Genomic DNA, 13377 nt, shown 5'->3' with positions numbered 1-13377 from the left:
TACGAGCTGCAGTACCAGTGGTTGCACCTATAGCTTCACTCAGTTGTCTGGGGTGCGCGCCTGGAACGGGAAGGCCAATGTTGGATAGTATGGTAAATGATCGCGGCAGCGTTGTCGCTATGGGCCTGGCCTCTCTCGCGCTGTCGTTTTGTGCTTCCGGATGCTCTGGTGCCTCTGAGTTTGGTGGGGAGAATTCGCTGCCTCCGTCCGTATCCGCTACTCCTTCGGCCTCCGCAACTGCTGTGCCCGGGCTTGGTGTCGAGGAGGCGGAGCGGCTGTGCCTGGAGCAAGTCGACACCGCTCCGGAACTCACGCTCGAGCAAATGCGGGAGCTGGAGGGCATGGCCGTTTATCTCTGCGACGTGGGTCCGAACGAGGGTGGCTACCTCGAAGCGGCAATACGGACCATGACGGTTCCCGATTTAGAGGCGAGCCCGGATAGCTACGACGGACTGGTGGAGCAGGGCTACGCGCAGAGCCTTCCATACGACTCGGAGGTAGTTGAGTGGTGTATGGACGACAGCGAACTGCTGTCCGACGAACAGCGAGTCCTGCTCGCCGGCGATCAGGCGTGGCGCACCCGGCTGATCTTCTGCGACTACAACATCGAAGACGACTAGCCACAGGCTTGACTGATGCGGCTGCCACAATGGGAACCATGATGCGGATCGAGGCTGTACACGGGGACATCACCACCCAGGAGGTGGACGCCGTCGTCAACGCGGCCAACTCCGGGCTGCTCGGGGGTGGCGGGGTCGACGGCGCCATTCACCGCGCCGCCGGGCCGCGCCTGCTGCAGGCCTGCCGCGAGCTGCGCGCCACGAGTCTTCCCGATGGGCTGCCGGTGGGTGAGGCCGTGGCCACGCCCGGCTTCGACATGCCCGCCCGCTGGGTGATCCACACCGTCGGACCCAACCGGCACGCGGGCCAGACCGACCCCGCCCTGCTGCGCGCCGCCTTCCGCTCCAGCCTGGAGCTGGCCCAGGAGCTAGGCTGCCGCAGTGTGGCCGTGCCGGCGATCTCCGCCGGCGTGTACGGCTGGGACGCCGACGCCGTAGCCCGGGCGGCGGTGGTCGAGGCCCGCGCCCTGGCGGCCCGGGCGGACACGGCCAGCGGCGTCGAGGTGTGCGGCACCGACGTCGTCGACGCCGCCGCGGCGCAGCCGGGCGGGCTGGAGCTGGTGCGCTTCGTGCTCTTCTCCGAGCGGCTGCTGCGGGCCTTCCAGACGGCCCTGGACGCCTGAAGCGAGGTTGTCGATGGCCCTTCCGTCAGAGTTGCCGGGCCCTCCCGCGCTCTTCCTGCTCTGCCCTGGCGCAGCAGCCCGGCGTCAGCGCTGGGGGAGCACGCCGTGTTTGGATTCCCACGCGGCGCAGGCGTTGATGAGGGTCTCGAGGAAGGCGTCTTCGCCAAAGGTGTTGATCTTCATGAAGACCGCCTGGCTGCCGCCGACGGTGATGCCGACGACGTGGACGGCGTCGCCGTCCTCGACGGCTGTGAGCGTCATGCCGACGCGATTGCTTCCGGCCCAGGAGTAGCGCTCGAAGGCGCGCACGGCCACGCGCCCGGCGGCGGTGCTGACGTCGGCGGAGGGCTCCTCGGACGCGGAGATGGACCGGCCGACGATGGAGGCTGTGAGGAAGGGGAGGAGCTCGTCGTAGGGGCCTTTGAGACTGCGGGTGTAGACAGACATGGGGCCTTTCCCTGGGTGTGGCCACGAGTTGGGCAGGTGGTGGACCCAGTGAGCCTATATGTCCGCAGGACGGAGGTCACTGTCGCTGCGCAGGGGGAAGGCACCGGAGCGCGCGGCCCCGCGACGCGGGCGTATGGACCCAAGCCGCACGTATTCCTGAGTCGGGCAGACTCAACCCTGCTCACGCCCACTGCGAACAGGGGCATCCGTGCCTGCCTCGCGCCGTTAGCCTTATCAGCGCGTGCCCCGCGTTCCCCCAAATCCGGGCAGTGCCCGAACCCGGGCAACGCGATCACCAACCGCACGTGCCGAGGAGCAATCAACGATGTTCGAACGCTTTACTGACCGCGCCCGCCGCGTCGTCGTCCTGGCCCAGGACGAGGCCCGCGCGCTCAACCACAACTACATCGGCACCGAGCACCTCCTTCTGGGCCTCATCCACGAAGGCGAGGGAGTCGCCGCCAAGGCGCTGGAGTCGATGGACATCTCCCTGGACGCCGTGCGCGCCCAGGTCGTGGAGATCATCGGCGAGGGCCAGTCGGCCCCCTCCGGTCACATCCCCTTCACGCCGCGAGCCAAGAAGGTGCTGGAGCTGTCCCTGCGCGAGGCGCTGCAGCTGGGCCACAACTACATCGGCACCGAGCACATCCTGCTCGGCCTGCTGCGTGAGGGCGAGGGCGTGGCCGCCCAGGTGCTGACCAAGCTCGGCGCCGACCTTTCCACCGTCCGCCAGACCGTCATGCAGATGCTCTCCGGCTACGAGGGCAAGGAGACCGTCACCGCCGGCGGCTCCAACAAGGAGGGCACGCCGTCGGGCTCGGCCATCCTGGACCAGTTCGGCCGCAACCTCACCGCCGCCGCGCGCGAGGGCAAGCTGGACCCGGTCATCGGCCGCCACAAGGAGATGGAGCGCGTCATGCAGATCCTCTCCCGGCGCACCAAGAACAACCCCGTCCTCATCGGTGAGCCCGGCGTCGGCAAGACCGCCGTCGTCGAAGGCCTCAGCCAGGCGATCGTGCACGGAGACGTGCCCGAGACCCTGCGGGACAAGCAGCTGTACTCCCTGGACATGGGCTCGCTCGTGGCCGGCTCCCGCTACCGCGGCGACTTTGAGGAGCGCCTGAAGAAGGTCCTCAAGGAGGTGCGCACCCGCGGCGACATCGTCCTGTTCATCGACGAGATCCACACGCTCGTCGGGGCGGGTGCCGCCGAGGGCGCCGTCGACGCCGCCAGCATCCTCAAGCCGATGCTGGCCCGCGGCGAGCTGCAGACCATCGGCGCCACCACGCTGGAGGAGTACCGCAAGATCGAGAAGGACGCCGCCCTGGAGCGGCGCTTCCAGCCGGTCACCGTCGAGCAGCCCTCCATTGAGGAGACCATCGGGATCCTGGGTGGTCTGCGCGACCGCTACGAGGCCTTCCACCGCGTGGTCATCACCGACGACGCCATTGAGGCGGCCGCCAAGCTGGCCGACCGCTACATCAACGACCGCTTCCTGCCGGACAAGGCCATCGACCTGATCGATGAGGCGGGTGCGCGCCTGCGGATCCGCCGCATGACCGCCCCGCCGGAGCTGCGTGAGATCGATGAGCGCATCGCCGCGGTCAAGAAGGAGAAGGAGTCGGCCATCGACGACCAGGACTTCGAGCGGGCCGCCTCCCTGCGCGACGACGAACGCCGCCTCGGTGAGGAGCGCGCCGCCAAGGAGAAGGCCTGGAAGGCCGGTGACCTCGACCAGGTGGCCGAGGTGGATGAGAACCTGGTGGCCGAGGTGCTGGCCATGTCCACCGGCATTCCGGTGGTCAAGCTCACGGAGACCGAGTCCGCCAAGCTGCTGGGCATGGAGGATGAGCTGCACAAGCGCATCGTCGGCCAGGACAAGGCCATCCAGGCGCTGTCGAAGTCGATCCGGCGCACCCGCGCCGGGCTGAAGGACCCCAAGCGCCCGGGCGGCTCGTTCATCTTCGCGGGCCCCACCGGTGTGGGTAAGACCGAGCTGGCCAAGGCCCTGGCGGAGTTCCTCTTCGACGACGAGGACGCCCTGATCCAGCTGGACATGTCCGAGTTCGCCGAGAAGCACACCGTCTCCCGGCTGTTCGGCGCGCCCCCCGGCTACGTCGGCTACGACGAGGGCGGCCAGCTGACCGAGAAGGTGCGGCGGCGACCCTTCAGCGTGGTGCTGTTCGATGAGGTGGAGAAGGCCCACCCGGACATCTTCAACTCGCTGCTGCAGATCCTGGAGGACGGCCACCTCACCGACGCCCAGGGCCGCGTGGTCGACTTCAAGAACACGGTCATCATCATGACCACCAACCTCGGCTCCAAGGACATCGGCAAGGCCGTTGCCACGGGCTTCCAGTCCACCGAGGGCGGCACCATGGACTACGAGGAGATGAAGGCGCACGTGAACCGCGAGCTCAAGCAGCAGTTCCGGCCCGAGTTCCTCAACCGCGTGGATGACCTGATCGTCTTCCCGCAGCTGACCAAGGCGGAGGTCCGCCAGATCGTCGACCTGATGATCGGTCGCCTGTCTCAGCGTCTGGACGAGCAGGAGATGGACATCGAGCTGACCGGCGCCGCCAAGGAGCTGCTCGCCGAGCGCGGCTTCGACCCGGTGCTCGGCGCCCGCCCGCTGCGCCGCGCCATCCAGCGCGACATCGAGGACGCCCTGAGCGAGAAGATCCTCTTCGGGGAGATTGAGCGGGGCCAGAAGGTCCTGGTCGACGCCGAGGGCGAGGGCATCCTGGGCGAGTTCACCTTCCGGGGCGTGCCCCGGGAGGACGCGGAGGAGACCGTGCGCGAGGCCGAGGAGATCGCCTCGGCCGCCGCCGAGCCGGCGCAGTAGTCCGCCACCGGATTCCCCGAGCGTGAGAGTGCGGGGCCGCCCCGACCGGGGCGGCCCCGCCCTGCGTGTTCGGGAGCTCGAATGAGGGCGCAGGCCGCGGCCCTGCGGCACTGTGTGGGCGCGAGCGTCGGGTGGTCCCGGTCATAACACGGCTGTGAAATTGGTGTGACCTTAGTGGTATTGCTGTATCCTCCCTATTCGCGGGTGCCTCCTCGGTTAGTGTGTGCGTCGTAAGTGGCTCGCGAGTGCCCGATGCACACGCGCTGACGTGCTTGCAAGTCCATGTCCACGCATTCTGTTGTCTTGTCCATCAAGGAATACGCCTTTCATGACTGCGAACATTCCTGTTACTGCCCGGCAAGCGCCCCCGCTTCCCGGGTGGATCAGACCTCTGACCGGGCCCGGCGAGCCCCCCTTGGGGCGTAAGGCCGCATGGGTTGTTGAGAACCTGTTCCTGGCGATGTCACCCGCCATCCTCCTAGGGCTGTCCTACCCGCTGGCCATGAGCCGGATGGTGGGGCACGCCGTCGGCGGCGTACCGGTCAGCTCCCTGATCATCTCCGTCGCCGTGGGAGTCCCCTGGCTCAGTCAGGTCACCTGCGGGCCGGTGTACCGCCTCATGGGGGCGGTCGCGGATGCCGAGCCCGCACAGTGCCCCAGGCAGTTCGCCCGGCTGTGGCCGACCGTGCTGGCCTTCGCCATCCCGCCGGTGCTGCTCGTGAGCGCACTGGTCGCCGCGACCACCCACTGGTCCGTGACGGCGATCGTGGCGCACTTCGTCCTGCTGCTGGAGAACATGATCTTCGCCCAGTCCCTGATGGTCGCGGACCTGCTGCGCCGACGGCGTCGCTGGGCGCTCGGCTGGGCGGCATATGCCGCCGCGGTCCTGCTGCTCCCGGCGGCCTGGTACCTGCCGCCGCTGGCGGCAACTCTCACGCAGGTCGTGCCGATGCGCTCCGCCCTGGCGGAACTGCTCCGCCCCCTCCCGGTGCGCCCCGCCGAGTACTTGGCGGACATGGGGCGCGGCCTCATCCTCGGCGGCGTGCTGTGGGCGGACAAGCTCCTGCTGTTCCTCACCCTGGGCACGCAGTGGCGCATCGCCCTGGCCTACCTGTGCCTTCAGCCCGCGGTCCTCGGGTACAGCTTCTACTTCGCAATCGCGACGCCCCGAGTCAACGCCGCATTCAACGACTTCCACAAGGGGCTGGAATCGGTGAGCATCGACTCGCTGCACGACCGCAGCCGCTACCTCACCAGGCTCCTGGACCGAGGGCTCGTGCGGGCCGGGCTGGTGGCCGCCCTGGGGGTGACGGTCGTAGTGGCGGTCGTGGCCGTGGCCGATCCGGGGTCCGTGCCCGACGTGCTGGCGGTGTCCACCGGCTCGGCGCTGCTGGCGGTCTTGACCCTGCTCGCATACGAGATCGACCATGCCGGGGATCCCGTCCTGGCGCTGGCCCTGTCCGCCGCACACCTGCTGGCGGCGCTTACGGCGTTCACACTGGTCGGCGGCCTGACCGGATCCTTCGTCGTAACCGCACTGGTCGACGTCGTACTGATTGCCGTTTCACTGGGCATCTACCGGGTGCGGTGGTCCTCACCCGAATACTCATTCTTCTGGCGAAAGGCCCTGTCATGGTGAGCAGCATCAGCAGCATTACGGAACGTGCCGCGGACGGCGTCGGTCCGGTACTCGCGCCGCTTCCCGACGGCGTTCCCGCCGACGGGCACTACGAGGACGTTGACGTCGCCATCGTCATGGAGTCGACCTACCCCTACCTCAAGGGCGGGGTGTCCGCGGTTGTGCACGACATCATCACCGGCAACCCCGACCTCACCTTCGGGATCATCCACATCACCTGGGACCATGACTGCCCGCGCACCGACCTGTACGGCATGCCGGGCAATGTGCGCTGGGTGAAGGTCGTGTACCTGTCCATGGCCGACCACCCCGAGTTCACCTCCAGCCGGCCCGCCGACCTGCACATGAACCACCGTGAGCGGCTCGTCCTGGCGCACCGGCTCATCGACGCCCTCCAGGCCCTGGCCGCCGGGGACGGCAAGCGCGTGTGGGACCTGATCGCGGAGGGCATGGCGGCCTCAACGCGCCGCTACCCGCTGTGGGCGCTGCTCGGTTCGGCCGAGTTCATGGAGACCTACCGCGACCGCATGCCCACCCTGGGCATGTCGCTGAGCGAGCTGTTCTGGTGCCTGCGCGAGTTCTTCTCCCAGGCATACGCCGTCCTGGGGGAGACCATGCCGCGGGCGCGCGTGTATCACGCGCACACCACCGGTTACGCCTCCCTGCTGGCGGCCAATGCCGCCCGGGAGAACCGCGCCTCCTTCCTGCTGACCGAGCACAACCTGTACGTGCGCGACACCATCAACACCCTGCTCGGCCGGCGCATGGACAAGCCGGTCACGTCGCAGGACTACCGGACCTTCGACGTCGGCGGACGCGACCGCATGTGGATGGCCTGGTGGATCGAGATGGGGCGGCTGTGCTACCCGGAGGCCTACGCCACCACCTACCTGTATCCGGACGCCGTGAAGGAGGCGCGGAACCTGGGGCTCGATTCGGGCGCGGTCCACATCATCCCCAACGGCATCGTCATCGACGAGTTCGACGAGGCCTACGCCAGGCGGCAGGCGGCAATCGCCTCGCTGCGCGCCGCGGGAGCGGACTCCCACCGGTGGCGGCTGGTGTACATCGCCAGGGTCGTGCCCATCAAGGGGCTGCTCGACCTGATCGAGTCCATGCGGATCCTGCGCGAGCGCGGACTGCGCTTCCACCTGGACGTGTGCGGCCCCACCGAGCACGCCCCCGAGTACTACGAGCGCTGTGTGGCCCGGATTGCGGAGCTGGGGCTCGAGGACGTCATCACGGTGCGCGGCACGATCAATGTGCGCGAGCATCTGAGCGACTGGGACCTCTTCCTCCTGCCGTCGTACAACGAGGGCATGCCCATGGTGTCCCTGGAGACCATGGGCGCGGGCATCCCCACCGTGTCCACCGACGTGGGCGCGCTGCGGCCCGTGGTCCTGGGCGCCATCACCACTCAGGAGGGCACGGTGCTGGATCCCGGTGGCTTCGTCATCTCCCCGGGGGATCCGGTGCTCATGGCGGACCGGATCCAGCAGGTCACCGGCGACATGGATCTGTTCGAGCAGATGAGCAATTCCGCCCGTGCCCGTGCCGAGACCGCCTTCAACCTGCTCAAGGTCAACGCCGCCTACCACGAGCTGTACCAGAAGGGCGGGGTCGGCGTACGGCGTCGGACCGACCGCGTCCGCACGACCGGTGAGCGGTACGGCCGCGTGGCCCAGTCGCCGTCGCGGCAGGGCCGTCACCGTGCTCCGCGGCGGCCCCTGCGCTGGGCCGGTCGTGCCCGCAAGGGCCGCGCGGCCAACAAATGAGCGGCACCGGACGGGGAGTCGGCGCTTGGCTGCGCTACGGCGGACCGATCGCGCCCGCGGAGCTGGACTTCGCCGTCGCCCACTACCGGGCAGCGGTTCTGCAGCCGTGGGAGCGGGAGGCGGCGGCGAGGCTCAAGGACGCCCGCCCCGACATGACCGTGCTGGCGTACCGCTGCCTGTCCTCGGTGCGGGAGTTCGAGCCGCCGGAGCGCTGCGCCTCGGGCATCGGCTGGGCGCAGGCGCGCGACCGCGGCTGGATAGCCGGGCGCGGCGGTGAGCCGGTGGAGTGGGACTCCTACCCGGGGCACTTCCAGGCCCGCGTGTGGGATCCCGACTACCGGGCCGCGTGGGCGCAGCAGGTGTCCGCATCCCTGGAGGGCACCGCCTTCGACGGGGTCATGGCCGACAACGACGTCTTCGAGGACTACTACGGCTTGGACCTGCCGGCGATCTCGGCCACCGATCCGCTCGCTCCGGCAGACGTCGCGGGGCTGCGGGCGGCCCTCACGGACCTGGTGGAGGGGGCGGGCCGCGCCCTGTCCGCCGTCGGCCGCCTGCTCGTGCCCAACATCGCCGAGGCACGCCGTGAGCCGGGCCGCTGGGGGCGCCACGCCGCCTGGGGCGGGGGCTTCGACGAGTGCTGGCTCGGCTGGGGCGACGGCGTCCTGTTCGACGCCGGGACGGCGGCGGCGCAGGCCGACCAGCTGAGCGGCCCGGGGCTGGGGGTGCTGCGCACGCCGTCGGGCGGGTCCGGCCCGGACCATGACGGTTCCCGCTCGGCGCTGTACGGGTTGGCGATGTTCTGGATCATCGGGGGCGGGGCACCGACCCTGTCCTTCACGGCCACCGGCCACGACGACTATTCGCGCACGCCGTGGTTCCCCGCCATGGACGCGGATCTCGGCAGGCCGCTTGGGCCGGTGCGCAAGTCGGGCCGGGTGTGGCGGCGCCGCTTCGAGGGTGGTGTCGCGGCGGCCGTCCCGGATGGGGAGCACGGCGGGACGGTGACGCTTCCGGCCGGCGCCGTGCGTCCCGGTCCCCTGGGGCGGCCCGACGGCGAGCCCCTGCCCCGCCGCCTGCGGCTGGCCCCCCACGGAGGCGTCCTCGCGCTGACCCCCTGATCCCCGAGCCCCTTCACCGAGGTCGGTAGATCTTACGTACCGAGGTCGGTAGATCTTACGTACCGAGGTCGGTAGATCTTACGTACCGAGGTCGGTAGATCTTACGTACCGAGGTCGGTAGATCTTACGTACTGAGGTCGGTCGAAGTGGTGCGGGACCGCTGTGGGCGTTGGGGCCTCTGGGTCTCCCGGTCAGTGGATCGCCGCTGGCGCCCATCTTGCATACCCCTTCGCCGTAGGGGCTCTCGGTGGGGACACCGCCCGCTCTCAACAGGCCCAACCCGCCGCCCTTAGACCCGGGGATCCCGTGGTGTCGCAGGGCATCGCATCCTCGAACCACCGCAGGAAGATTGAGAATGGTCGACCGAGTGCATGAGCCGTCGTCCTCTGCCCGTCGTTGGCGGAGGAGGCGCTGCGAACTTCTTTCCAGCGGGCGCCTGGCGACTCGTTACCCCTGCATGGCTGCGTGGGGAGGATGGTGCGCCAGGTAGCTCGGGTATGCGCTCGCTGCGGTCGCCTATGCGTCATAGCGACCGACCTCGGTACGTAACAACTACCGACCTCAGCACGTAACAACTACCGACCTCGGCACGTAACAACTACCGACCTCAGTATGTAACAACTACCGACCTCGGTACGTAAGATCTACCGACCTCGGCGCTGAGAGTGGCGTTAGGACTGAAGTCACATTAGAGTGTGGCCGTCAACGCGCGCGGGCGCACAGCTCACTAGAACCAGAAAGAGGCGACGATGCCCAAGTACGTATACCGCTTCAGCGAGGGAGACAAGGACCAGAAGGACCTCCTGGGCGGTAAAGGGGCCAACCTCGCCGAGATGACCCGACTCGGCCTGCCGGTTCCGCCCGGCTTCACCATCACCACCGACGCGTGTCGTGCCTACCTGCGCGACGGCGTCGTCCCCGACGAGCTCGCCGTACAGGTGACCACCGCTCTGCGGCAGGTGGAGGAGGAGCTCGGCCGCCAGCTGGGTGACGCGGAGGATCCGCTGCTCGTCTCCGTGCGCTCGGGCGCCAAGTTCTCCATGCCCGGCATGATGGAGACCGTCCTGAACATCGGCTTGAACGACTCCTCGGTGCAGGGCCTGGCCGCGGTCTCCGGCGACGAGCGCTTCGCCTGGGACTCCTACCGGCGCCTGATCCAGATGTTCGGCAAGACCGTGCTCGACGTCGACGGCGACCACTTCTCCGACGCCCTGGACGCGAAGAAGGCCGAGCGTGGCGTCAGCCTCGACTACGAGCTGGACGTGGACGCCCTGAAGGAACTCGTGGAGGAGTACAAGGCGATCGTCGCCGCCCACGCCGGCATCGACTTCCCCCAGGACCCGCGCGCCCAGCTGGACATGGCCACCGAGGCCGTCTTCCGCTCCTGGAACACCGAGCGCGCCCACATCTACCGGCGCCGCGAGAAGATCCCGCACGACCTGGGCACCGCCGTGAACGTGTGCACCATGGTGTTCGGCAACATGGGGGAGACCTCCGGCACCGGCGTGTGCTTCACGCGGGACCCCTCCACCGGCCGCTCCGGCGTGTACGGCGACTACCTGGTCAACGCCCAGGGTGAGGACGTCGTCGCCGGTATTCGCAACACCCTGTCCCTGGCCGATCTCGAGCGCCTGGACAAGACCAGCTACGACGAGCTGCGTGCCGCCATGCGCCGCCTGGAGACCCACTACCGGGACCTGTGCGACATCGAGTTCACCATCGAGCGCGGCAAGCTTTGGCTGCTGCAGACCCGCGTGGGCAAGCGCACCGCCGCGGCCGCCTTCCGCGTGGCCACGCAGCTGGTGGATGAGAAGCTCATCACCATGGATGAGGCCCTCACCCGCGTCACCGGCGACCAGCTCAACCAGCTGATGTTCCCGCAGTTCGGGGACGACGCCGGACGTGACCTGATCACGCGTGCCATGCCCGCATCCCCGGGTGCCGCCGTCGGCCACATCGCCTTCGACAACGCCGAGGCCATCGCCCGCGCCGAGGCCGGCGAGTCCGTCATCCTGGTGCGCCGCGAGACCAACCCCGACGACCTGCCGGGGATGGTCGCCGCGGTCGGCGTGCTGACCGCCCGTGGCGGCAAGACCTCGCACGCCGCCGTCGTCGCCCGCGGCATGGGCAAGACCTGCGTGTGCGGTGCCGAGGCCCTCGAGGTCGACGCCGCCGCCCGCACCGTGCGTGTGGCCGGGCGGGAGGCGCCGCTGACGAGCGACGACGTCATTGCCATCGATGGCACCACCGGCGAGGTCTTCCTGGGGGAGGTCGCCGTCGTTGACTCCCCGGTGATGACCTACCTGCGCCGTGGCCTGCAGGCTGCCCTCGACGTCGCCGGCGATGAGGATGCCCGTGAGCTGGTCACCAGCGTGGACCGCATCATGAGCCGCGCGGACGAGGTGCGGCGCCTGCAGGTGCGCGCCAACGCCGACACGCCCGACGACGCCCGCCACGCGATTCACCGCGGCGCCCAGGGCGTGGGCCTGTGCCGTACCGAGCACATGTTCCTCGGGGAGCGCAAGCAGTACGTGCAGAACCTGATCCTTGCGGCCGACGACGCCGAGCGTGAGGCCGCCCTGGCCGCCCTGCTGCCGTTGCAGAAGGGCGACTTCGTGCAGATGCTTCAGACGATGGACGGCAAGCCCATGACGGTGCGCCTGATCGACCCGCCGCTGCACGAGTTCCTGCCGGACCTGACCGAGCTGAGCGTGAAGGTCGCCGTTGCCCGCGAACGCGGCACGCTGGACCCCGCCGACGAGCAGCTGCTGAGCGTGGTGCGTCGCAACCATGAGGCCAACCCGATGCTTGGCCTGCGGGGCGTGCGGCTGCTGCTGACCATGCCGGGCCTGATCGAGTTGCAGGTGCGGGCCATCGCCGAGGCCGCCGTGGAGAGGTTGAAGGCGGGCGGTGACCCGCGTCCGGAGGTGATGATCCCGCTGATCGGGTCGGTGCGTGAGCTGCAGTTGGCGCGGGAGCGCGCGGAGTCGGTGCTGGCGGAGGTGTCCGCGGAGTCCGGTTTCGAGCTTGACTTCCCGATCGGCTGCATGATCGAGCTGCCGCGGGCGGCGGTCACTGCCGCGCATGTGGCCGAGGAGGCGGACTTCTTCTCCTTCGGCACCAACGACCTGACCCAGACCACCTGGGGCTTCTCCCGCGACGACGTGGAGTCCTCCTTCGTAGGCCGCTACATCGAGGCGGGCATTTTCGGCACCTCCCCGTTCGAGTCCATTGACGTCGACGGCGTGGGTGGCATGGTGCGGCTGGGCGTCGACGGCGGCCGGTCCACCAAGCCGGGCATGAAGATGGGCGTGTGTGGAGAGCACGGCGGCGACCCCGACTCGATTGCCTTCTTCCACCGGGTCGGCCTGGACTACGTGTCCTGCTCGCCGTTCCGGGTGCCGGTTGCGCGCCTGGAGGCCGGTCGCGCCGCGGTGCTGGCGCCGGCGGAGTGACGACGGCGTAGTGACGACGGCGTCGGCGGGCTGAACCGCGTCGGGCTGACGTCGGCCGACGGGGTGCCAGCCCAGCCGACGTCGTCCGGTCGGCGAGTCGGCAGGGTCTTGCCGCTTACTCGGCGTGTGTCCCAGCGGCTGTCGGCTGCCGCGAGTCTTTGTCTCCTGAGAGGAGCTTTTGCACCCTGGTGTGCGGGTATTCGCCGTACACCAGGGTGCAAAACGTCGTAGCAGGGGGCATTCGTTCGTAGTTCGCCACGACGACGCCCGGGCCCACCTGCTACCGCAGTAGTGAGCCGAAGTAGCCGCAGTCAGCCCTGATGCGGCTTCGCGTGCACCCGGCGCGGACGTGATGCGATAACCGATGGTGGCGGCCACCTGGAGTTCCTGTGGAGCGGCGTCCCGGCGCGCTACGAACAAACGATCAAGTGTCGCGCCGGCAAGAGGGGTTTCAGTTGCAAGTGCCATCGTCCGTTCGTTGCGGTACAGTGACAGCGACGTAACGTCACGCGCGAGTCGGTACGTACCCCTGGAGGAAGAGATGTCCGAGAAGGAAAAGCTCACCGAGTTGAAGGATTATGTCGATCGCAAGAACTGTGACATAAACCTGGTGAACCCGTATGCGTGCACTATTGTAGAGGGGCTGTACGCCTGGGTGAATGCATCCGATACCTGGGAAGGTCCGCTGGCGGATGAAGAGTCTGAATACACGAAGACCGACATCGATGCGCTGATTGCGGTATTCGCGGGGCTCAGTGACGATCTCGCGACGGCAATAGCGAACGCGGAGGACGGTGACGAAGGATGACTGAGATCCAGGACGGATGTCGGCGATCCCGTAGGATCGCTGCT

The 13377-nt window shown here is 68.5% G+C and carries 9 protein-coding genes; 8 read left to right on the top strand and 1 reads right to left on the bottom strand.

What is annotated here, in order from left to right; translation table 11 throughout:
• The first annotated feature begins 242 nt into the window (after positions 1-242).
• Both E4J16_RS12875 and E4J16_RS12870 read left to right on the top strand, forming a co-directional pair.
• Positions 243-620: a hypothetical protein gene (locus E4J16_RS12875; RefSeq protein WP_136314215.1), complete on the top strand. Its 378-nt coding sequence runs from the start codon at positions 243-245 to the stop codon at positions 618-620.
• Positions 621-661: 41 nt separating this feature from the next.
• On the top strand, positions 662-1243 hold the full coding sequence (locus E4J16_RS12870) for an O-acetyl-ADP-ribose deacetylase (protein ID WP_136314711.1): 582 nt from the start codon (positions 662-664) through the stop codon (positions 1241-1243).
• A gap of 84 nt (positions 1244-1327) precedes the next feature.
• On the opposite strand, the gene E4J16_RS12865 is transcribed toward E4J16_RS12870, so the two are convergent.
• Entirely contained in the window at positions 1328-1690 is a 363-nt protein-coding gene (locus E4J16_RS12865; RefSeq protein WP_136314214.1) for a DUF6054 family protein, read from the bottom strand.
• A 325-nt stretch (positions 1691-2015) separates the two neighbouring features.
• Here E4J16_RS12865 and E4J16_RS12860 point away from each other — a divergent pair, with 325 nt between their 5' ends.
• The 6 genes from E4J16_RS12860 (at position 2016) to E4J16_RS12835 (ending at position 13333) form a co-directional block, all read left to right on the top strand.
• Positions 2016-4535 carry an ATP-dependent Clp protease ATP-binding subunit gene (locus E4J16_RS12860; protein ID WP_204519860.1) on the top strand — a complete coding sequence of 840 codons (2520 nt, stop codon included), beginning with the start codon at positions 2016-2018 and terminating at the stop codon, positions 4533-4535.
• Positions 4536-4863: 328 nt separating this feature from the next.
• Entirely contained in the window at positions 4864-6174 is a 1311-nt protein-coding gene (locus E4J16_RS12855) for a beta-carotene 15,15'-monooxygenase (RefSeq protein WP_136314213.1), read from the top strand.
• A complete protein-coding gene (gene pelF, locus E4J16_RS12850; protein WP_136193967.1) occupies positions 6168-7949 on the top strand; it encodes a GT4 family glycosyltransferase PelF in 1782 nt (593 codons plus the stop codon). The genes E4J16_RS12855 and pelF overlap by 7 nt, the downstream gene beginning before the upstream one ends.
• A complete protein-coding gene (locus tag E4J16_RS12845) occupies positions 7946-9070 on the top strand; it encodes a putative glycoside hydrolase (RefSeq protein ID WP_136314212.1) in 1125 nt (374 codons plus the stop codon). The genes pelF and E4J16_RS12845 overlap by 4 nt, the downstream gene beginning before the upstream one ends.
• Before the next feature lie 749 nt (positions 9071-9819).
• Positions 9820-12525: a pyruvate, phosphate dikinase gene (gene ppdK, locus E4J16_RS12840; protein ID WP_136314211.1), complete on the top strand. Its 2706-nt coding sequence runs from the start codon at positions 9820-9822 to the stop codon at positions 12523-12525.
• Positions 12526-13066: 541 nt separating this feature from the next.
• Positions 13067-13333 carry a hypothetical protein gene (locus E4J16_RS12835; RefSeq protein WP_136314210.1) on the top strand — a complete coding sequence of 89 codons (267 nt, stop codon included), beginning with the start codon at positions 13067-13069 and terminating at the stop codon, positions 13331-13333.
• The last annotated feature ends 44 nt before the right edge of the window (positions 13334-13377 follow it).

The organism is Actinomyces procaprae, from assembly GCF_004798665.1.
GTDB classification, from domain to species: Bacteria; Actinomycetota; Actinomycetes; order Actinomycetales; family Actinomycetaceae; genus Actinomyces; species Actinomyces procaprae.
Note: the sequence above shows the minus strand (reverse complement) of the source record. Positions and strands in the feature narration are given on the sequence as shown.

Coding starts and splice junctions, on each gene's coding strand:
- E4J16_RS12835 (WP_136314210.1), top strand. CDS start 13,067: ATGTCCGAGAAGGAAAAGCTCACCGAGTTGAAGGATTATGTCGATCGC.
- ppdK (WP_136314211.1), top strand. CDS start 9,820: ATGCCCAAGTACGTATACCGCTTCAGCGAGGGAGACAAGGACCAGAAG.
- E4J16_RS12860 (WP_204519860.1), top strand. CDS start 2,016: ATGTTCGAACGCTTTACTGACCGCGCCCGCCGCGTCGTCGTCCTGGCC.
- pelF (WP_136193967.1), top strand. CDS start 6,168: ATGGTGAGCAGCATCAGCAGCATTACGGAACGTGCCGCGGACGGCGTC.
- E4J16_RS12855 (WP_136314213.1), top strand. CDS start 4,864: ATGACTGCGAACATTCCTGTTACTGCCCGGCAAGCGCCCCCGCTTCCC.
- E4J16_RS12870 (WP_136314711.1), top strand. CDS start 662: ATGCGGATCGAGGCTGTACACGGGGACATCACCACCCAGGAGGTGGAC.
- E4J16_RS12845 (WP_136314212.1), top strand. CDS start 7,946: ATGAGCGGCACCGGACGGGGAGTCGGCGCTTGGCTGCGCTACGGCGGA.
- E4J16_RS12865 (WP_136314214.1), bottom strand. CDS start 1,690: ATGTCTGTCTACACCCGCAGTCTCAAAGGCCCCTACGACGAGCTCCTC.